This is a genomic window from Crossiella sp. SN42, from assembly GCF_023897065.1.
Taxonomy (GTDB): Bacteria; Actinomycetota; Actinomycetes; order Mycobacteriales; family Pseudonocardiaceae; genus Crossiella.
This window is the reverse complement of the sequence record NZ_JAMHIV010000007.1, coordinates 69,740-88,552: the sequence shown is the minus strand read 5'-3', so window position 1 is coordinate 88,552 and position 18,813 is coordinate 69,740. Positions and strand designations below refer to the sequence as shown.

17 protein-coding genes are annotated in these 18,813 nt (G+C 72.8%); 5 read left to right on the top strand and 12 right to left on the bottom strand.

Features of this window, described 5'->3' with window-relative positions; all coding sequences use genetic code 11:
- The first annotated feature begins 80 nt into the window (after positions 1-80).
- Positions 81-1,355, top strand: coding sequence for a sensor domain-containing protein (locus M8C13_RS10335; protein ID WP_252480298.1), 1,275 nt, complete (start codon positions 81-83; stop codon positions 1,353-1,355).
- Position 1,356: 1 nt separating this feature from the next.
- Here the strand turns inward: M8C13_RS10335 and M8C13_RS10330 are convergent, their stop codons facing one another.
- The 11 genes from M8C13_RS10330 to M8C13_RS10280 all read right to left on the bottom strand — a co-directional run bounded on the left by M8C13_RS10330 (position 1,357) and on the right by M8C13_RS10280 (position 12,337).
- Complete coding sequence (locus M8C13_RS10330) at positions 1,357-2,496, bottom strand: MFS transporter (protein WP_252480297.1); 1,140 nt, start codon at positions 2,494-2,496, stop codon at positions 1,357-1,359.
- A gap of 89 nt (positions 2,497-2,585) precedes the next feature.
- Positions 2,586-4,943, bottom strand: a complete 2,358-nt coding sequence (locus M8C13_RS10325; protein WP_252480296.1) for a DUF4132 domain-containing protein — start codon at positions 4,941-4,943, stop codon at positions 2,586-2,588.
- Between the two features lies 1 nt (position 4,944).
- Positions 4,945-5,268: a hypothetical protein gene (locus M8C13_RS10320; RefSeq protein ID WP_252480295.1), complete on the bottom strand. Its 324-nt coding sequence runs from the start codon at positions 5,266-5,268 to the stop codon at positions 4,945-4,947.
- Between the two features lie 47 nt (positions 5,269-5,315).
- A complete protein-coding gene (locus M8C13_RS10315) occupies positions 5,316-5,711 on the bottom strand; it encodes a hypothetical protein (protein WP_252480294.1) in 396 nt (131 codons plus the stop codon).
- Positions 5,712-5,834: 123 nt separating this feature from the next.
- Complete coding sequence (locus tag M8C13_RS10310) at positions 5,835-6,491, bottom strand: response regulator transcription factor (protein ID WP_252480455.1); 657 nt, start codon at positions 6,489-6,491, stop codon at positions 5,835-5,837.
- A gap of 61 nt (positions 6,492-6,552) precedes the next feature.
- The gene (locus M8C13_RS10305) at positions 6,553-8,142 is read right to left on the bottom strand and encodes a sensor histidine kinase (RefSeq protein ID WP_252480293.1); all 1,590 of its coding nucleotides are present in this window, start codon (positions 8,140-8,142) and stop codon (positions 6,553-6,555) included.
- A gap of 24 nt (positions 8,143-8,166) precedes the next feature.
- Positions 8,167-8,922 (bottom strand): hypothetical protein, encoded by a 756-nt coding sequence (locus M8C13_RS10300; RefSeq protein ID WP_252480292.1) that lies wholly within the window; start codon positions 8,920-8,922, stop codon positions 8,167-8,169.
- A complete protein-coding gene (locus M8C13_RS10295; RefSeq protein ID WP_252480291.1) occupies positions 8,919-9,632 on the bottom strand; it encodes an ABC transporter ATP-binding protein in 714 nt (237 codons plus the stop codon). The genes M8C13_RS10300 and M8C13_RS10295 overlap by 4 nt, the downstream gene beginning before the upstream one ends.
- A 74-nt stretch (positions 9,633-9,706) precedes the next feature.
- A complete protein-coding gene (locus tag M8C13_RS10290) occupies positions 9,707-10,699 on the bottom strand; it encodes an RNA polymerase subunit sigma-70 (RefSeq protein WP_252480290.1) in 993 nt (330 codons plus the stop codon).
- An 87-nt stretch (positions 10,700-10,786) separates the two neighbouring features.
- Positions 10,787-11,602, bottom strand: coding sequence for a sucrase ferredoxin (locus M8C13_RS10285; protein ID WP_252480289.1), 816 nt, complete (start codon positions 11,600-11,602; stop codon positions 10,787-10,789).
- 69 nt (positions 11,603-11,671) lie between these two features.
- A complete protein-coding gene (locus tag M8C13_RS10280; protein ID WP_252480288.1) occupies positions 11,672-12,337 on the bottom strand; it encodes an O-methyltransferase in 666 nt (221 codons plus the stop codon).
- A 1,182-nt stretch (positions 12,338-13,519) separates the two neighbouring features.
- Here M8C13_RS10280 and M8C13_RS10275 point away from each other — a divergent pair.
- The gene (locus tag M8C13_RS10275) at positions 13,520-14,155 is read left to right on the top strand and encodes an MSMEG_1061 family FMN-dependent PPOX-type flavoprotein (protein WP_252480287.1); all 636 of its coding nucleotides are present in this window, start codon (positions 13,520-13,522) and stop codon (positions 14,153-14,155) included.
- Here the strand turns inward: M8C13_RS10275 and M8C13_RS10270 are convergent.
- Positions 14,140-14,379, bottom strand: a complete 240-nt coding sequence (locus tag M8C13_RS10270; RefSeq protein ID WP_252480286.1) for a TetR/AcrR family transcriptional regulator — start codon at positions 14,377-14,379, stop codon at positions 14,140-14,142. The genes M8C13_RS10275 and M8C13_RS10270 overlap by 16 nt on opposite strands.
- An 81-nt stretch (positions 14,380-14,460) precedes the next feature.
- On the opposite strand from M8C13_RS10270, the gene M8C13_RS10265 reads away from it, so the two are divergent.
- The 3 genes from M8C13_RS10265 to M8C13_RS10255 all read left to right on the top strand — a co-directional run bounded on the left by M8C13_RS10265 (position 14,461) and on the right by M8C13_RS10255 (position 18,803).
- Positions 14,461-15,207, top strand: a complete 747-nt coding sequence (locus tag M8C13_RS10265) for an SDR family oxidoreductase (RefSeq protein ID WP_252480285.1) — start codon at positions 14,461-14,463, stop codon at positions 15,205-15,207.
- A gap of 76 nt (positions 15,208-15,283) precedes the next feature.
- Positions 15,284-15,634, top strand: coding sequence for a nitroreductase/quinone reductase family protein (locus tag M8C13_RS10260; RefSeq protein ID WP_252480284.1), 351 nt, complete (start codon positions 15,284-15,286; stop codon positions 15,632-15,634).
- Between the two features lie 37 nt (positions 15,635-15,671).
- Positions 15,672-18,803, top strand: a complete 3,132-nt coding sequence (locus M8C13_RS10255; RefSeq protein ID WP_252480283.1) for a UvrD-helicase domain-containing protein — start codon at positions 15,672-15,674, stop codon at positions 18,801-18,803.
- Positions 18,804-18,813: the final 10 nt, after the last annotated feature.

Genomic DNA, 18,813 nt, shown 5'->3' with positions numbered 1-18,813 from the left:
AGTAGGTCCACCACCACTGTGCCTGCCGGAGCGGCCAGCGAGAATGAGCGGGCAACACTCGCGCTGGGAGGATCTGAGGCATGGCCGTGGCACACCGCGTTGGCAGGTTCGCCCTGTTGTCCTGGACGATCCCGCTGCTGGTGTACGCCGCGCTGGGCATGGTGCTGTTCGGGTTGGTGATCGCCTCCTTCGCGCTGTACACGGTGTGGCTGGGCCTGCCGATGTCGGTGCTGTGCTTCGCGGTCCTGCGCGGCTACAACGACCTGCACCGCCGCTGGGCCGGCGCGGTGCTGGGGGTCCGGATCGGCCGCCCGTACCGGCTGCGCACGAACAAGGGCTTCTTCCGGCTGCTGCGGCACGTGATGACCGACCCGGCCAGCTGGCGCGACTTCGCCTGGCTGCCGCTGAACCTGGTCGCCTCGATCGCGGCCTGCTCGGTCACCCTGGCCCTGTTCTTCGCCGGGCTGGGCGGGATCATCGCGCTGCCCTGGTTGATCTGGCCGTTCCTGCCCGACGGAGCCAGCTTCAGCCTGACCTTCTGGACCATCGACTCCTGGTCCAGCGCGTTCTTCGTCGGCACCGGGCACGGCATCGTCTACCTGGCGCTGTGGTACATCGGTAGCCAGTGGATCTTCCGCGGCTACGCCAGCCTGGCCAGGATGCTGCTGGCGCCCACCGAGAAGACCATGCTGGTCACCAGGGTGCGCGAGCTGTCGGAGTCGCGGGCGGACGCGGTGGACACCCAGGCCGCCGAGCTGCGCCGGATCGAGCGCGACCTGCACGACGGCGCCCAGGCCAGGATGGTGGCCATGGGTATGAGCCTGGGTATGGCCGAACAACTCATGACCAAGGACCCCCAAGCGGCCCAGGAGCTCCTGGCCGAGGCCCGCCAGGCCAACACCCAGGCCCTGGCCGAGCTCCGGGACCTGGTGCGCGGCATCCACCCGCCGGTGCTGGCCGACCGCGGCCTGGCCGGCGCGGTCCAGGCACTGGTGATGGCCAACCCCCTGCCCACCGACGTGGAGATCGAACTACCCGGCAGACTGCCCGCCCCGGTGGAGTCCGCGGCCTACTTCGCGGTGGCCGAGGCGCTGACCAACGTGGTCAAGCACAGCGGCGCGGCCAAGGCCTGGGTCCGGCTGACCCACTCCGATGGCCAGCTGCACGTGCTGGTCGGCGACGACGGCCAGGGCGGAGCCGACGCCAGCGGCGGCACCGGCCTGCGCGGCATCGAACGCCGGCTCTCCGCCTTCGACGGCCGGGTGATGGTGACCAGCCCACTCGGCGGACCCACCGTGGTGGTGATGGACCTGCCGTGCGAACCGGTGCCCAGCACCGTCAGCGGCGAGGCCTAGGTCAGGTAGCGCGCGAAACTCGCAACACGTGCGCCAGGAACGCGATCACCGCGAGGGCGAGACCGGCGAGGCCGAACCCGGCCGGCAGACCCGCGCCCTGGGCGACCGCCCCCACCAGAGCCGGCCCGGCGAGCAGACCGGCGAACCGCAGCACCGCCACCGCGGCCACGTTGCGCCCCCGGTCGTGCGCCTGCTCCCGGCTGCCCGCGGCGCTGAAGGCCAGCGGCGAGGGCAGCGCCACCCCGGCGGCCAGCAGCACCAGCCCGGCGAACCCGGTGACCACCGAACCGCCCAGCAGCAGCATCGCCAGCCCGAGCGCCCCCACGCCGGTGCTCACCCGCACCAGCACCACCCGGTCGAACCGCGCCACCAGCCAGTCGCCGCCGAGCCGGGCCAGCGCCAGGGCCACGGAGAACACGCCGAACCCCAGCGCCGCCACACCCGGCGTGGCCGCCATCTCCTGGATCAGCAGGATCGCCCCCCAGTTGGCCACGGCCGCCTCCACGAAGACCGAGCTGAGACCGATCAGCCCGATCAGCAGCACCGGCCTGCCCGGCCAGGCGAACACCGGCGCACCCCTGGGCACCGGTGGCTCCGCTCGCAGGTAACGCCCGGTCAGCGCGGCGACGGCGAGGGTCAGCACGCCCACCGCGGCCAGGTGCGGCGGCGCGGGCACACCGGCCGCGGCCACCGCGCCTGCCGTGGCCGTGCCCAGCAACGCGCCCACGCTCCACATCGCGTGCAGCCCGGAGAGCACCGGCCGGCCGTGCCCACGTTCGATCTCCGCGCCGTTGGCGTTGGCGGCGATGTCCCCGACCCCGGAGGACAGTCCCAGCAGCACCAGCAGCCCGACCAGGGCCGGCAGGCCGGGGGAGAGCGTGACCAGCGCGGTCGCCACCGCCAGGGCGCACATCGCCCCGGTGGTCACCGCCCGGCTGCCCCACCGCGACACCAGCCGGGCCGCCACCGGGGCGCCCAGGATCGAGCCGATCCCGGGTGCGGTGAGCGCGAGCCCCAGGGCGCCAGGGCCGAGCGCGAGCGCCTCCTGCACCCAGGGGATGCGGCCGGACCAGTTGCCGTTGGCCATGCCGGCCAGGGTGAACATGACCGCGAGGGCGACCCGGTCGCGCCGCTCGCTCATGACGCCGCCGGCGGACGTGAGCCGAGGACCCGCCTCGATTCCCGCACGTAGTCCATTCCGGTCCCCCAACCAGTTTGGCAGGTCACTCGTCAGGCTTCGATCCGCTTCCGCAGGGCCAGCTGGCTGGTGATGGCCGGGTCGGTGATCTTGTCGTCGGCGGCCAGCAGCAGCACCTTGGACAGGATCACGCTGAGCAGCTCGTCGCCCTCGAAGGGCAGGTGCACCTTGCCGCCCTTGGCCCGGCCACTGGGCACCACGCACAGGTAGCGGTCGTCGGGTTCGATGAGGATGTTGGCCGAGCCGAGGTGCACCCGGTAGGTGGCGAGGCGGCCGCGCACCCGGACGAACCGGTCGGTCAGCTCCACCCGGTCGGCCACGGCGAGCTTGGGCAGCAGGCGGGCGAGCACGTCCCTGCGCACCTCGGCCAGTGCGCTCAGCGCGCCGAAGGAGACCCGCTGCCAGTAGTCGTGGTGGGCGTCCTGGCCGCGGTCGGCCCAGTCCGGGTCCAGGGCGATGGAGCAGACCCCGGTGAAGAGGTCGACATCGCGCATGGCCTCGGTGAACACCAGCTCCGGGACCTCGGTCAGGGCCAGCGGGGTCTGGCCGCGGTCGCCGGCGCGGTGGAACCAGACGCGGTCGGTGGAGCACAGCTGGGGCGGGCCGGGGTAGTTCGGGTCCACCGGGAAGTGTTCGAAGACCGCGACCACGCCCGCGTCCCGGAACTCCCGCCGGGCCCGGCCTTCGTAGCCGCCGTCGTAGGGGCCGAGGTAGTTGGCGGGCCAGCCGCGTTCCTTGAACAGGGCGTAGGTCTGGCCGTAGCGCAGGATGTGCGCGGCGAAGCGGTTGGAGTAGGTGCCGGTGGCGCGTTCGGCCTCGGTGAGCGGGTACACCTCGCGGAAGGCCTGTTTGGTCGGCTGGCGGAACTCCTTGTCCAGCAACCAGGTTCGCCAGGCGGCGACCTCCTCGGTGCTCGCGCGCACCGGGTGCCACAGCCGAACCGTGGCCTCGGCGGGCAGCTCGGCCTCGCCGTCGAGGGTGCGCAGCCGGGAGCCTGCCGGGAGCCCGGTCGTCCCGCCGATCCGCCACAGCAGGCGGGTGGCGATCCGGCCGGTGATCGGGTGCTCCAGGTAGTGCCGCCGCCAGTCGGCCAGCGCCCACTCGCGGTCCTCGGCGAACAGGCCCTCCATCCGCCGCTTCTCCGCCGCGATGGTGGCCTTGGCCTCGGCGATCCGCCGCTTGACCGCGCGCACCGCCGCCTCCGGCGCGTCCGCGGGCGGCTTGGCCAGCCAGTCCGCGCCGGACTGCCAGCGCACGGTCAGCTTCAGGTCCTCGGCCAGCGTGAGCCGGGCGCGCACCGAGTCCTCGGCGTACTCGGCGATCCCGTCGGCGCCGAACCCGGCCGGGTCGACCAGCTGCTCGGCGAGCTGGCCGGGGGTGAGCCCGAGCTTGCCGCCCGCGATCTCCAGGGCGGCGGCGATCCGCTTGCGGTCGCCGTTGTCCCTGGTGGTGGTGTCCAGCTTGGCCAGCGCGCGCAGGGCCTCGGCGTCACCGCGCAGGCCGAGGGCCAGGATGCCGGAGTTGACCACCTTCTTGCTGGGGATCCAGCCGCCCTCGGTGCTCATCGCCCGCCGCACCAGACCCACGAGCGCGGGCACCACCCACTCCCTTGGCACCCCGGCCGCGGCCCAGGCCGCCGCGCGCACCACGTCGGCGTTGCGGTCGTCCACCACGATGGGTTCGAACTCGCCCCAGGGGTCCTTGCCGGGCACCGCCGGGGCGTCGGCCACCCGCTCCACCAGCATCCGCAGCACCTCGGCCGCGGCGGGGTCGTCGAGCAGGGCGGCGGTGGCGGTGGACCAGGCCTTGCCGGGTTTGCTGCCGGTGGCCGAGGCCAGCTGCCGCAGCACCGCGGTGGCGGCGGCGTGGTCGTGGCCGGGCAGTTCGGCGCGCACCGCCGCGGACCAGCCGTCCACCGGCAGCACCACGGACAGGTCCAGCTCGCCGGAGTCCGTCGGCAGGGCCGCGACCATCCGTGCCCGCAGCGCGCTGCGGTCCCTGGGGAACAGGTCCGCCCGTTCGTCCAGCGCCGCCACCAGGATCCGCAGGCCTGCCGCCGATCCGGCGTGTTCGGCCAGCGCGGTGGCGATCTTGAACGGCACCACCGGGTCTGAGCAGGTGGCCGTGGCCGCGACCCCGGCGGCGAGCTCGGCCTCGGCCGCGGTGACCGTGAACGGTCTGCGCAGCGCGGCCGCCGCCGACTCCCGCAGGTCGTGCCAGAAGTGGCTGTCGAAGCGCCCGGTGGCGGTCAGGCGCACCAGCGTCATCAGCGCCGAGCCGATCCGCTCCGGCGGCTCACCGGCCAGGCTGTCCCGCCACTGCGCGTGCCTGCCCGCGCGCAGCGGTGCCAGCAGGTCCTTGGCGCGCGCGTCGTGTTCCTTCCACCCCACGTCAGCCCCCCACCAGCGGAACCAGCCGGACAAAGCTCACCTCGTCGGCCTCGGCCAGGCTCAGCGGCTCGTCCAGGTCATCGACCTGCCGGTCGCCGACGAAGACGAAGAACCCGTTGCGCGAGAAGGCCCGCACCGCCGTGTCGGCGGCGCTCTCCCAGTTCCGGCGGGCGGTGGTCCGGGCGTTGCGCCGGGCCACCTCCTCGCGCACCCGGAAGCGGATCAGCTCCCGCAGCGTGATCGGGCTGGGCACCTCGGCCAGCAGCAGCCGGGCGGTCTGCTGCCCGGTCGGCGTCGAGTCGGTCACCACGATTGTCATCCCCACGCCGCGGACTATGGCAGCAGGCACCGACAGTCAGCGGGCGCCGGCGGTCAGGACCGGGGCTGGCTGGTCCGCTTGTCCCGGGCGGCCTCGAACCGGTTCTTCTCCACCACCGCGCCCGCGGCGAAGCAGAACCGGTAGACCACGACCCCGCCGCGCAGCGTGGCCTGCTCGTCCTTGGACAGGAAGTGGCGGCACTTGGCCCCGCGCGGCAGCGGCGGGCCCTGCTGGCGGTAGCTGGCGAACATCTTGGAGCCGCCGTGCGGAAGGATCCGGTCGGCCTCGGTCTTGGTCTGGCCGACCGCGACCGAGTCGTAGTCGCCGCGGGTGAGGGTCATGCCCTCCCAGGCCTTGAGGATCCAGCAGCCCGCGACGAAGGCGACCAGGGTCACCGTCAGCACCACACCCACACCGATGCCGAGTGCGTTGCGGACCTTCCGGTTCATCACCCCGAGCGTTCCTTCCCCCAGTGCCGTCGCTGTCCCCGCCAGCCTCCCGTGGCCGCGGCTACGACCACATCACTCTGAAGTCTGGGGCGCTGCTCTCCAAGGTCTATCCCGGAGTCCATCTCAGGTGCCACCGAGCCCGGCCTCGTGCGCCAGGATCGCGGCCTGCACCCGGTTCGAGCAGTCGAGCTTGCCCAGCACCCGGCTGACGTACATCTTCACGGTGGCCTCGCTCATGTAGAGCCTGCCGCCGATGTCGGCGTTGGACAGGCCCTGGGCGAGCAGTTCGAGGACCTCGCGCTCGCGGTCGGTGAGCACGTCCATGCGGCGCTGGGCGTCCACCGCCTTGGCGTTGCCGCCGGTGGCCGAGACCCGGTTGATCACCCACTTGGTCACCGAGGGCGAGAGGTAGGCCTCCCCGGCGGCGACCACCCGGACCGCGCGGATCAGCTCCTCCGGCGCGGAGTCCTTGAGCAGGAACCCGGCCGCCCCGGCGTCCAGGGCGCGGCCGATGTACTCCGACTCGCCGAAGGTGGTCAGGATGACGACCCTGGTGCCGGGGGCCAGGCCGGTCAGCTCGGCCAGCGCGGACAACCCGTCCATGCCGGGCATGCGGATGTCCAGCAGCAGCACGTCGGCGGAGCGGGCGGTGACCTCGGCGATGGCCGCGCGGCCGTCCCCGGCCTCGGCGATCACCTCGATGTCCTCGGCCGCGGAGAGCACGAGCTTGATGCCCGCCCGCACCAGCGGCTCGTCATCGGCGATGATCACCCGGACCACGTCTGCCTCCACCATCCGGCCGCGTCCGGCCCTGAAATTCGTGCCCGGTGATGCTCGCACACTAGAACGGCCGCTTGACCACCAACCGATCTTTCCGGGCCAACTTGCCGTCCTGGAAGCAGAACCGGAACGCCTCGGTGCGGTTCTGCGGCAGCTCGGAGCCGTCGACGTAGTAGTAGCGGCAGTGCGCGCCCTCCGGCGGCGGGCCGCTCTGGTCGGCGATGCGCAGCTCAGCGCCCGGGCTGGCCTCGCCGAAGCGCTCCACCATGACCTGTTCGGTCTCCCCTGGCTGGATCTGGTCGAACTTCTCCGCCTCCAGCAGCACGCCGTTGCGGATGATCACCCAGGCGACTATCCCGGCGAAGGAGAGCGCGCTGATGAGCACCAGCCCGGTGATGGCCAGCCCGGTGAGCACCGGCCGGTGCCGGATGGTCGACAGCAGCTTGCTGACCTCGGTGCGGGCCAGCGGATGGGTGGCCGGGCCGGGTGCGGGCGGGCCGTCGAGCTCGGCCACCGCCTCGGCTGGTTCACCGTCGAAGGGCAGCACCGCGGCCAGCCGGAACCCGCCCTCGGGGGTGCGCGCGGCGTGCAGCACGCCCCCGGCCAGCCGCACCCGCTCGCGCAGCCCGGTCAGGCCCTGTCCGCTGCCGCCGCCGCGGGGTGGTGCGGTGGCGGGGGAGTTGACCACCTCGGTGATCACCGCGTCGGACTCGTAGTTGAGCCGGACGGCGACCGCGCCGCCGGGTGCGTGCCGCAGCGCATTGGTCAGGCCTTCCTGGGCGACCCGGTAGATCGCGTTCTCCACCGGGCGGGGCAGCGGCACCGGCTCGCCGGTCTCGGTCTGGGTGACCGGGGTGCCGCTGCTGCGCGCGGTGGCCACCAGCTCGGGCAGCTGGTCCAGGCGGCGGGCGTGCAGCGGCGCGTCCTCGCTGTCCTGGCTGAGCACGCCGATGATCTCCCGCAGCTCCTCCATGGCCCGCCGCGCGGTGTCGTGCAGCACCCCGGCGGCCTCGGCCTGGGCGGCGTCGCCGTGCGCGGCCAGCTTGAGCCCACCTGCCTGCAGGGAGATCAGGGTGAGGTGGTGGCCGAGGCTGTCGTGCATGTCCACCGCGATCCGGGTGCGTTCCCGGATCCGGGCCTCGGCGACCAGCGACCGGCGCTCCCGTTCCAGGTAGACCGCGCGTTCGCGCAGCGCCTCCACCAGCAGGGCGCGCCGGGCGCTGGAGCGGCCCAGCACCGCGGGCACCCCGACGAACAGCAGCGTCATGATCACGTTGATGCCCAGCACCAGCATGCTGGTCAGCACGCTCTCGGAGTACAGCGGGGACACCGCCCCGGCCAGCAGGAAGTGCCCCAGCGCCGCGCCGAGCAGCTGGTACAGCGACCCGATCCGCCGTCCCGCCCCGTAGGCCAGCGGGACCGCCACCACGCCCGCGCCCAGCGCGCTGAGCACCAGCGCGGTGGCCGGGTAGCGGCGGCGGGCGAACAGGCACAGCGGGATCACCGTCAGCGCGAAGACCCGCAGCGCGGGGTGCGGCGGTAGTTCCAGCACCAGCAGGGACAGCCCGACCAGCAGGTAGAGCCCGATCTCCAGGCTCCACTGCCGCCAGCCGCGGATGCCCAGCCACGGCCGCCGGGCGGTGGTGTCCATCGGCTCAGCCTAGTGATCGCGGGGTCAGCGCAGGTCAGCGGTGGCGGTGCGGCCGACTGCGATGGCCAGTGGCCCGCCGATGGCCAGCACCGAGATCACGATCGCCTGCCACAGCGGCAGCGGGCCCGCGGTGAACAGCCGGTCGAAGGCGGCGTTGACGTTGAGCCAGGACACGATGTCAGCCAGCAGCGGCGAAGCGGTGAACACCCCCTGCACGGCGCCCAGCAGCAACGGCAGCGCGAGCGCGATGAGCAGCGTGAACAGCACACTGCGGGTGGCCGCGCCGAGCACGAAGCCGAAGGCGAAGCTCAGCAGCATCCCGGCGAAGCCCGTCAGCAGTGGCAGGTCGAGCCGGGCCACCGCCTGGCCGTCGGCGGCGGCGAAGGCGGCGGTGGTGATGCCGCCCAGCGCGGTGGCCAGGCCGAGGCCGAGCACCCCGGCGAGCAGTCCGGACAGGGCCTGGGCGCCGAGCCAGCGGCCGCGGTCGGAGCTGACGCCGAGCACCACGGCCACCCCGCGGCGGGCCCACGGGTCGACCGCGAGCACCGCCCCGGCGATCGGGGCGAGCAGGGCCAGCAGGCCGAGGTAGATGGTGACGGCGGCGCGCTGGACCTCGGCGTCGATGACGCTGATGTTGGCCAGCGCGGCGATCAGCACCGCGGTGCCGAGCAGGGCGGGCAGCAGCAGCGCGAGCTGCCCGGCCCGGTGTGCCCGCAGCGCGCCGAGGTGGCCGCGGATGAGGCGGGACAGGCTGATGGGGGTGGTGGCGAGGGTGCTCATCCGGCTTTCCTCAGTTCGGTGTGGTGGGCCCGCAGGTACAGCTCTTCCAGGCTGGCGCCGCCCGCGCGCAGGACGGGCAGCGACTCGTCGAGCACGATCCGGCCTTCCCGGATGAGCACCACCCGGTCGACGTAGGTCTCCAGGGCGTGCAGGTCGTGGCTGGAGACGAGCACGGTCGCCCCGGCCAGCGCGCGTTCGGCCAGGGTGTCGCGGACGAAGCGCTGGGCGACCGGGTCCAGGCCGTTGGTGGGCTCGTCCAGCAGCAGCACCGGCCGCTCGCCCAGCAGCGCCAGGCCGAGGGCCAGCCGCTGGCGCATGCCGAGGGAGTAGGTGCGGATCCGGTCCCCGGCGGCCTTGGTCAGCTCGACCCGTTCCAGCATGTGCTCGGCCGCGCCCGCGGGCAGGCCGAGCAGGTCGGCGACGATGGTCGCGGCCAGCCGCCCGGTCCAGTTGGGCGGCAGCGCGGAGGCGTCCAGCGAGCTGCCCACCACCCGGCCGACGGCGGCGTAGTCGCGTACGTCCTTGCCGAGCACCAGCAGCCGGCCGGCGGCGGGGCGGGCCAGCCGCAGGGCGCAGCGCATCAGGGTGGTCTTGCCCGCGCCGTTGTGGCCCACCAGCGCGGTGACCTGTCCGGGCGCCGCGGCGAAGGACACCCCGTCCAACACCGTGCGGCGCCCGAACCGCTTGCTCACGTTCTCTGCCTCAAACATGGCACAACCGTAGAAAGGCGCAGGTCACCGCGTCAGTTGCCCAAAGTCGAGCCAGGCGCTGACGATCGTCTGGCTTAGCGGGCGGGCAGCGTGGCGGGCAGGCCGCAGGCGGTGATGAACTCCGGGCCGAAGGTGGTCACCTCGGCGACCAGGCCGTCCTCCACCCGCAGCACGTCCACGTTGGTCGCGGTGAACAGCTCCGCGCCGGGCTTGCGCACGTAGTTGCCCAGGGCGGGCTGCCGGTTGACCCAGGTGGGCAGCGCTGCCCACTGGCCCCAGGAGTCGCGGCCGCCTTCCAGCACCGCGGCCCAGCCCTCGATGACGGTGTCCCGGCCACTGGTGGCGAAGGGCTCCGGCGGCATGGTGTGCACGATGTCCGCGCGCAGCAGCGCGGCCAGCGCGTCGGTGTCGGAGGCCTCGGTGGCCGCGACGAAGCGGGCCAGCACGTCCTTCTCCTCCGCGGTGGGCTCGGCGGGCATGCTCCAGTCGGCGCGGCGGGCGGGCAGGTGTTCCTTGAGGGTGACGCGGGCCCGCTGCAGCGCGCTGTTGGCCGAGGCGACCGTGGTGTCCAGCGCCTTGGCGGTCTCGGCGGCCGACCAGCCGAGCACGTCGCGCAGGATCAGCGCCGCGCGCTGGCGGGGCGAGAGGTGCTGCAACGCGACCAGGTAGGCCAGCTCGATGGTCTCCCTGGCCACCGCCACCGCGTCGGGTTCCTGCTCGGCGGGCGCGGCCAGGTCGAGCAGGTGGTCGGGGTAGGGCTGCAGCCAGCTGACCTCGGCGGTGGTGGCGGTCTCCGGGGTGGCCACCGCGACCTGCTTGTCCGCGGGGCGTTTGCCGATTGCGTCCAGGGTCGCGTTGGTGGCGATCTTGTACAGCCAGGCGCGGACGCTGGCCCGGCCCTGGTAGGTCTCCCGCCGCCGCCAGGCCCGCAGGAAGGTCTCCTGCACCAGGTCCTCGGACTCCTCGAAGGAACCCAGCATCCGGTAGCAGTGCACCCGCAGCTCGTGCCGGTGCCGTTCGGTCAGCTCGGCGAACTCCTGCTCGGTCATGGTGGTCGCGGCGTTCATGACGTCTCCCTGGACTCCCGGCGCACCGCTTGCCGGCGCGTCACCACCTATGACCGACCCCGCCGCGGAAACTCATCTCCGCCCAGCTCAGCGCAGGTGCAGCCCGGCCACCACGAAGGCCGAGCGGGGCTCGGGCTCCTCCCCGCACCCGGCAGGAGCGGGCGGCACCGGCCGCTCCACAACCTCCACCAGCCAGCTCCGCCCGTCCAGATGTGTGACCTGGATCGGCTCGTCCTGTTCCTCCGCCACGGTCAGCGCGTCCGGATCAAGCTCGCCCAGCCGCTCCCGCACCGCCAGCTCCGCGGCCTGCCCCCGCCGGCTCCAGGTGCTGCGCCCGCGCACCCCGGCGAGTTCGACCTGCCCCTTGCGCGCGGCCAGCAACGCGGCCTGTGCTGTGGCCAGGTCCAGGCGTCCGTAGGTGTAGCCGGTGGGCAGCAGCAGCGCGGTGGGCGCGAACCGGTGGCCGCCGAGGTGGCTGCACTCCCACACCGAGGGCCGGAACCCGTGGTCAAGCTCCTCGGCGATCGGCCGCCCCAGCACCGCGCAACAACGGTCCCGCCGCCCGTTGGTGCAGACCAACATCAACGGCTCGGCGGTCGTCTCACCCAGCTCCGGCGCACCGAAGTCCAGGTCCAGCAGCTCCCGCGGATCCTCGATCGTCGCGGTGTGCAGGCTGGTGGCCCCCGGCGTGGTCCGCGCCAGGAACACCCGCCGCCCCCGCCCCGGCGCACTGCGCCCCGGCCGACGGACCAGCAGAACCCGGGTCCCGGTCCCGTCACTGCGCCGGACCAGCTCCGCACCCAGCCCCGGATCCAACCGGCTTTCCAGCAGCGCCTTGCGCCCCCACGGCCCGCCCTGCTCCAGGCACAGCCAGTTGACGGCGGCCGGCCCGGTGGCCGCCACGGGTTCCCCCAGCCACGCCGCGCACCCGTTCATACGCGTTCCGTGACGGTGTTCATGCTGGTCACACCATCAGTGTGCACCGTCGGCCACCGTGGTCAGCTCCAGCCCGTCGCCCATGGCGAGCGGAAGCGAGTGGAAACCGTTGCCCGGCGCGCGCACATGCGCGAGGTAGTCACTGAGCCGCCCACCGTTGACCTCGGTGTCATCGGCGACGATCAACGCCCCCACCCGCAACCGCGCCCGCAGCGAAACCAGCACCGGCAGGTACAACTGCTCCCACCCGTCAAGCAACAGAAGATCAATCGGCCCCGCCACATCACCAAGCGTCTCCAGCGCATCCCCGCCCCGAACCTCGGCGTAGGCCCCCAGCCCCGCCTCAGCCAGGTGCCCACGCGCGGCCGCCGCCTTGCCCGGATGCAACTCGGTAGAAATGACCCGCCCCCCGATGCCGCCGTCCCGGACCGCCGCGGCCAGGTAGAGCGTGGAAATCCCGAACGAACTGCCGAACTCCACCACCGTGCGCGCCCGGGTGCCGCGGACGAGGGTGTAGAGCAGCTCGCCCACCTCCCTCGGCACCGGTAAATAGGCCTCGCCGAGCAACTCGGCCAGCGCACGCGGGTCGGCCATGGCTTCCAGCGCGGGCCTAGCGGCCTCGACGTGCAGGTCGTCCACCCGGTCGGCTTCGGCATGCAGCCGGTTCAGCACGGCGGTGACCTGCTGATCAGTGATCGTCATGGCATCGACGCTAGAAGCCGATTGGATTGCCTGCCAACGCAAGTTCGACAAAGACGAGTTGCGCCAAACGCAACTAACCCAGCCCCCGCCCCAGCCCCGCCGACCCGCCGACCCGCTGCCAGCTGGCCAACGAGGGCCCCGGCAACCCGCCGACGGCACCGCCAACCTCCCGGCGACGAACGCACCAGCCCAGCGCCCAGCGTCGCTCGCCACCCACCGGCCCGAGGCGATCAGCAACCCGCCCAACGACTTTCGCCGCCGGAGCGACTCCCGCCGCCGGAGCGACGTGCGCCATCCGGCGACGTGCGCCAGCCAGCGACTTCCGCCACCCGGCGACCTGCGCCGCCCAACGCCCCGCGCGAGCGCCAGCAGCGACCCAACACCAACCGGCTCGACCAACTCGACCGCGAAGCTGCTCGCGAACCTGCGCAACCCTGCTGCCGCGCTTCTCACCGCTGGCGGAGACGGCACTCGACCGGGACCCCGACTCGCAGACGCCAGGCTCTGCGCTAGCGGCAACCCGAGCTCGCGCCGCCCTGACGACTGGCAACGACCGGCGATGCCAACAAGCCCGCTGACGCCACCAGCCAGGCTGACGCCACTGGCCAGGCGGCCCGCCAAGGAGCGCTGGCGCGTGCTGCCACCAAGCGGCCCGTCACCAACAGGACCGGGCTGCCACCCACTCGCTGTCGTCGACATACCGGCCGGGCTGTCAGCGACAAACCGGGCCGTCTGTGACACCCGGGCCGTCTCGGACGAACCGGCTCTTGCGACGAACCGGCTGGCCTCTGCGACAAACCGGCCGGTGTGACTCGCCGGTCCGAGCCCCTGACGGGGTCCGCCGCCGCCACCGTTCCTCTGCGGAACGCTAAAACCGCGATTTTGGTTGCCTCGCGTCTTGACCTTGCCACTCAATCGGGTGACCCGGACGCCTGTCGCCGCACCACGCCAACCGGCCCCGCACCAGCAGCATACCCCCGCGACCAGCAGATACCCGACCGACCCACCCCCGGACCGCCCCCACCGACTCCCGACCGGCCAACGCGAACCGAGAACACCAACCACCGCCAACGACGGCACCGCGACCACCGGCAACCGCACCCCCGCGGCCAACATCCCACCGGCCGTGACCACCGCCGCAACCCCACCCACCACCCGATCACCCGCGGCTAGCCTGACCCCATGACTGGGGACCTGTTCACCGACGCCATCCGCTCGCCCGAGCACCTGCGCGACCTCTACGAAGCGCCCTCCCCGCTGGCCGCGCGCAAGCAGATCACCGAGATCGACGAGATGGCGCGCCGGTTCATCGCCTGCTCGCCGCTGGTCTTCATCTCCAGCGCCGGTGCGAACGGCAGTTGCGACGTCACCCCGCGCGGCGGGCCTGCCGGGTTCGTCTCGGTGCTGGACGAGCAGCACCTGGTGGTCCCGGACGCCACTGGCAACAAGCGGTTGGACACCTGGCAGAACGTGATCGAGACGGGCCGGGCCGGGTTGTTGTTCGTCATTCCCGGCCGCGGCCAGACTCTGCGGGTCAACGGCGCCGCCTGTGTCAGCGCGCGTCCTGAGTTGCTGGATTCGCTGACCGCGGTGGGCAAGCCGCCCCGGTCGGCGCTGGTGGTGCGGGTGGAGGAGGTCTACGCGCACTGTCCGAAGGCGTTTGTGCGGTCCAAGGCCTGGCAGCCGGAGCACTGGCTGGATCCCGGTTTGCAGCCCAGTCCGGCCGAGGTGACGCACGCGCACCTGCGGATGCCCGAGATGACCATCGCCATGGTCGAGCAGAGCCAGCGGGAGTCGCTGCTCTACCGGTTGGAGTGATCATCGGGTAACTGGTCGCGGACCAGTTCCACCAGCTCGTCCTTGTCCTTGATGTGGCGGTAGAGGGCCATGGGGGAGCAGCGCATGCGTTCGGCGACCCGGCGCATGCTCACCCCCGCCAAGCCGTCTTCCGTGGCGATGGCCACCGCGGCGGCGACCACCGCGTCCCTTGTCAGTCGGGCCGGGCGTCCCGGCCGTCGTGGTTGCTGGCCCCCAGGCGTCATCACATGAGTGTGCCTGAGACACGCAAGTGCCAAACGCGCCACCGGGCGCCAGAACCGAACACAGCGGAGTTGGAGGAACACATGGCACCGGTCACGGTGATCACCGGCGGCGGTCGGGGCATCGGCGCGGCCACCGCGCGCAAGCTGGCCGCCGACGGCCACCGGGTGGCGATCAGCTACGTCCAGGCCAGCGGGCCGGCCGAGGAGCTGGCCAGGGAGATCGTCGCGGCGGGCGGGCACTGCCTGTGCGTGCGCGCCGACACCACGGTGCGCGCGGACGTGGACCGGCTCTTCGACCTGGCCGGGCAGGAGCTGGGCGTGGTCACCGGGCTGGTCAACAACGCCGGGATCACCGGGCCGCTGGGCCGCCTGGCCGAGCTGTCGGAGGAGACGCTGCGCCGGGTGGTGGAGGTCAACGTGGTCGGCTACCTGCTCTGCGCCCAGCGCGCCGCGCGCCAGATGGCCACCTCCGCCGGTGGTGCGGGCGGGGCGATCGTGAACATCTCCTCGGCCGCGGCGACCCTGGGCAGCCCCAACGAGTACGTGCACTACGCGGCGACCAAGGGCGCGGTGGACTCGATGACGGTGGGGCTGGCCAAGGAGCTGGCCGCCGACGGCATCCGGGTCAACGCGGTGGCCCCCGGCATCATCCAGACCGAGATCCACGCCGCCATGGGCGATGCGGACCGGCCGTGGCGGCTGGCCGACCGGATCCCGGCCGGGCGGCCGGGCGAACCGGAGGAGATCGCGGCCGCGGTGGCCTGGCTGCTCGCCCCGGAGTCCTCGTTCACCACAGGTGCGGTGGTGCGGGTGGCCGGCGGTTTGTAGGCGTTTAGCGGGGCCGCGCCCCAGCGTTGTGTTCGCGCTAAGCGCAACGTCAGAGCGGCCCCCTACGCTCCCGGCCATGACCTACCTGAGCAGCGCGGACACCGTTGAGCACACGCTGACGCTGGCCGCGGGCCGGGAACGGCCCAAGCTGACCTACCACACCGATGGTGACCGCCTGGTCGTCTTCGCCGCGGTGGGCGGGGCGCCGCAGCACCCGCGCTGGTTCCACGAGGTGCTCACCCACCCCGAGGTCACCGTGGAGCTCGACGGCGAGACCTTCCCCGCCGTCGCCGCGGTCACCACCGGCCGGGAGCGGTACCGGATCTGGTCCACCGCGGTGCGCCGCACCCCGGCGCTGGCGGAGTACCAGGTCAGGGCCGGGGCGCGGACGATTCCGGTGATCACCTTGCGCCGCAGGGAAGTCTGAAGACGAGGGTGTCGGTGCGCCCTGGCAAGATCGCCGCGTGCGCTTCTACGCTGACCTGCACATCCACTCCAAGTACTCCCGCGCCTGCAGCCGTGACTGCGACCTGGAACACCTGACCTGGTGGGCCCGGCGCAAGGGCATCGCTCTAGTAGGCACCGGGGACTTCACCCACCCGGCCTGGTTCGCGCACCTGTCCGAGACCCTGGAACCGGCCGAACCCGGGCTCTACCGGCTCAAGCCGGACCTGGACCGCGACATCGACCGGACCCTGCCCGGCAGCTGCGCCGGCACCGACGTCCGCTTCATGCTCTCGGTGGAGATCTCCACCATCTACAAGCGCGGTGACAAGACCCGCAAGGTCCACCACCTGATCTACCTGCCCGACCTGGAGGCCGTCGCCCGGTTCAACCAGCGCCTGGGCAAGATCGGCAACCTGGGTTCGGACGGACGACCCATCCTCGGCCTGGACTCCCGGGACCTGCTGGAGATCACCCTGGAGGCCAGCCCGGACGGCTACCTGGTGCCCGCGCACGTGTGGACCCCGTGGTTCGCGGTGCTGGGCTCGAAGTCCGGCTTCGACGCCATCGAGGACTGCTACCTGGACCTGGCCGAGCACATCTTCGCGGTGGAGACCGGCCTGTCCAGCGACCCGGAGATGAACTGGCAGGTCTCCGGCCTGGACAAGTACCGCCTGGTCAGCAACAGCGACGCGCACTCCCCGCCGATGCTGGGCCGGGAGGCCACCGTCTTCGACACCGCGCTGGACTACTTCGCGCTGCGCCGCGCGCTGGAGACCGGCGAGGGCTTCGCCGGGACCGCGGAGTTCTTCCCCGAGGAAGGCAAGTACCACCTGGACGGGCACCGCAAGTGCGAGGTCCGCTTCGACCCGGCGCAGACCCGCGCGCACGACGGCCGCTGCCCGGAGTGCAAGAAGCCGCTGACCGTCGGCGTGCTCAGCCGGGTCAACGACCTGGCCGACCGCCCGCTCGGTTACCGGCCCGAGGGCGCGGCCGGGTTCCGCAGCCTGGTGCCGCTGCCGGAGATCATGAGCGAGATCCTCGGCGTCGGCCCGAAGTCGAAGAAGGTGCAGACCGCGCTCAACGCGCTGACCACCGCGCTGGGCCCGGAGCTGACCATCCTGGACGAGGTGCCGCTGCACCTGATCGCCGAGCAGCACGAGCTGCTGGGCGAGGCGATCGGGCGGCTGCGGCAGGGCACGGTGATCAGGGACTCCGGCTACGACGGGGAGTACGGGGTGATCCGGCTGTTCGAGCCGGGTGAGCTGCGCCGCCGCACCGAGGCCAACTCCTTCGCGCTGTTCGAGGACAGCCTGTTCGCGACCGAACCCGAGCCGAAGCCGAAGCCGCGTCCCGCCGCGGAGCCCGACCTGCCCACCGAGCCGCCGCCCGTGCCCGAACCCGCCGCCGTCCCGGCGACCGGGGCGCCGGCGTCCCTGCTCGACGGCCTCGACCCCGACCAGCGCGCCGCCGCCGAACGCCTCGGCGGCCCGCTGCTGATCATCGCCGGACCGGGCACCGGCAAGACCCGCACCCTCACCCACCGCCTGGCGCACCTGGTCACCGCGCACGAGGTGCCGCCGGAGCAGTGCCTGGCGATCACCTTCACCCGCCGCGCCGCCGAGGAGATGCGCGAGCGGCTGGCCCTGCTGGCCCCCGCGCACGCCGGGCGGCTGACCATCTCCACCTTCCACGCCCTCGGCGTGCGTTTCCTGCGTGAGCTGCACGAACGCCTCGGCCTCTCGCCCAACTTCACCATCGCGGGCACCGAGGCGCAGCTGGCCATCCTCACCGAGGTCACCGGCGCGGAGAAGACCGCCCGGGAGCTGCTGGACGGCAAGACCGACTGGGACCCGCACCTGCGGGAGAGCTACACCAAGACCCTGCGCGCCCGGGACCTGGTCGACTTCGACGACCTGATCAGCCAGCCCGTGCGGCTGCTGGAAGAGGACCCGGAGCTGGCCGCGGCCTACCGCGAGCGCTACCGGTGGATCTCGGTGGATGAGTACCAGGACGTGGACGAGCTCCAGTACCGGCTGCTGCGGCTGCTGGCCGGGGAGCGGGCCAACCTGACCGCCATCGGCGACCCGGACCAGGCGATCTACCGCTTCCGCGGCGCCGACGTCGGGTTCTTCCTGCGCTTCCAGCAGGACTTCCCCGGCGCGGCCACCGTGCAGCTGAGGCGCAACTACCGCTCCGGCAAGCACATCATCGCCGGGGCCCGCCAGGCCATCGAGCCCACCACCCTGGTGCCCGGCCGGGAGCTGCTGGCCTGCGGCAGCCATGCCGAGCACGCGCCGATCGGCCTGCACACCGCCGCCGATGAGACCGCGGAGGCCGCCTTCGTCGCGCGCACCATCGACCAGCTGCTGGGTGGTTCCTCCTTCCACTCCCTGGACAGCGGCCGGGTGGACGGCGACGGCGACGGCGGGCTGTCCTTCAGCGACTTCGCCGTGCTGTACCGCACCGACAGCCAGGCCCGCGCCGTGGTGGAGGCGCTGACCAGGGCCGGGGTGCCGTTCCAGAAGCGCTCGCACGACCGGCTGCTGCACCGGCCGGGGGTGGCCGAGATCCTGCGCGAGCTGACCTTCACCGACCCCGGCGCGGCGGCGGACGTCCCGGCCAGGGTGCGCGCGGCCGCGACCACCGCGCTGTCCCGGATCCCGGCCGCCGAGCTGGCCGAACGCGAGGCCGACATCCACACCGCGCTGGAGCTGCTCGCCCCGCTGACCCGCCGCCACGAGCAGGACCTGGACGCCTTCCGCACCGAGCTGTCCCTCGGCGCGGAGGTCGACGCCCTCGATCCGCGCGCCGACCGGGTCTCGCTGCTGACCCTGCACGCGGCCAAGGGCCTGGAGTTCCCGGTGGTCTTCCTCATCGGCTGCGAGGACGGGCTGCTCCCGCTGCGCTGGCAGGGCGCGACCGGGGTCGACGAGGAGCACGTGCGGGAGGAGCGGCGGCTGTTCTTCGTCGGCATGACCCGCGCCCAGGACCGGCTCTACCTCAGCCACGCCGCCCAGCGGCACCGGCACGGGGCCGAGCGTTCGCTGCCGGTGTCGCCGTTCCTGGCGGTGCTGGGCGCGGACCTGCTGGAGCGGCACGGCGAGGCGGTGCCGCGCAAGCGCAAACCGCGCCAGATCAGCCTGTTCTAGCTACGGTCGG

Coding starts and splice junctions, on each gene's coding strand:
- M8C13_RS10260 (WP_252480284.1), top strand. CDS start 15,284: ATGACCTACCTGAGCAGCGCGGACACCGTTGAGCACACGCTGACGCTG.
- M8C13_RS10265 (WP_252480285.1), top strand. CDS start 14,461: ATGGCACCGGTCACGGTGATCACCGGCGGCGGTCGGGGCATCGGCGCG.
- M8C13_RS10315 (WP_252480294.1), bottom strand. CDS start 5,711: ATGAACCGGAAGGTCCGCAACGCACTCGGCATCGGTGTGGGTGTGGTG.
- M8C13_RS10275 (WP_252480287.1), top strand. CDS start 13,520: ATGACTGGGGACCTGTTCACCGACGCCATCCGCTCGCCCGAGCACCTG.
- M8C13_RS10295 (WP_252480291.1), bottom strand. CDS start 9,632: ATGTTTGAGGCAGAGAACGTGAGCAAGCGGTTCGGGCGCCGCACGGTG.
- M8C13_RS10330 (WP_252480297.1), bottom strand. CDS start 2,496: ATGAGCGAGCGGCGCGACCGGGTCGCCCTCGCGGTCATGTTCACCCTG.
- M8C13_RS10280 (WP_252480288.1), bottom strand. CDS start 12,337: ATGACGATCACTGATCAGCAGGTCACCGCCGTGCTGAACCGGCTGCAT.
- M8C13_RS10305 (WP_252480293.1), bottom strand. CDS start 8,142: ATGGACACCACCGCCCGGCGGCCGTGGCTGGGCATCCGCGGCTGGCGG.
- M8C13_RS10300 (WP_252480292.1), bottom strand. CDS start 8,922: ATGAGCACCCTCGCCACCACCCCCATCAGCCTGTCCCGCCTCATCCGC.
- M8C13_RS10335 (WP_252480298.1), top strand. CDS start 81: ATGGCCGTGGCACACCGCGTTGGCAGGTTCGCCCTGTTGTCCTGGACG.
- M8C13_RS10290 (WP_252480290.1), bottom strand. CDS start 10,699: ATGAACGCCGCGACCACCATGACCGAGCAGGAGTTCGCCGAGCTGACC.
- M8C13_RS10270 (WP_252480286.1), bottom strand. CDS start 14,379: ATGACGCCTGGGGGCCAGCAACCACGACGGCCGGGACGCCCGGCCCGA.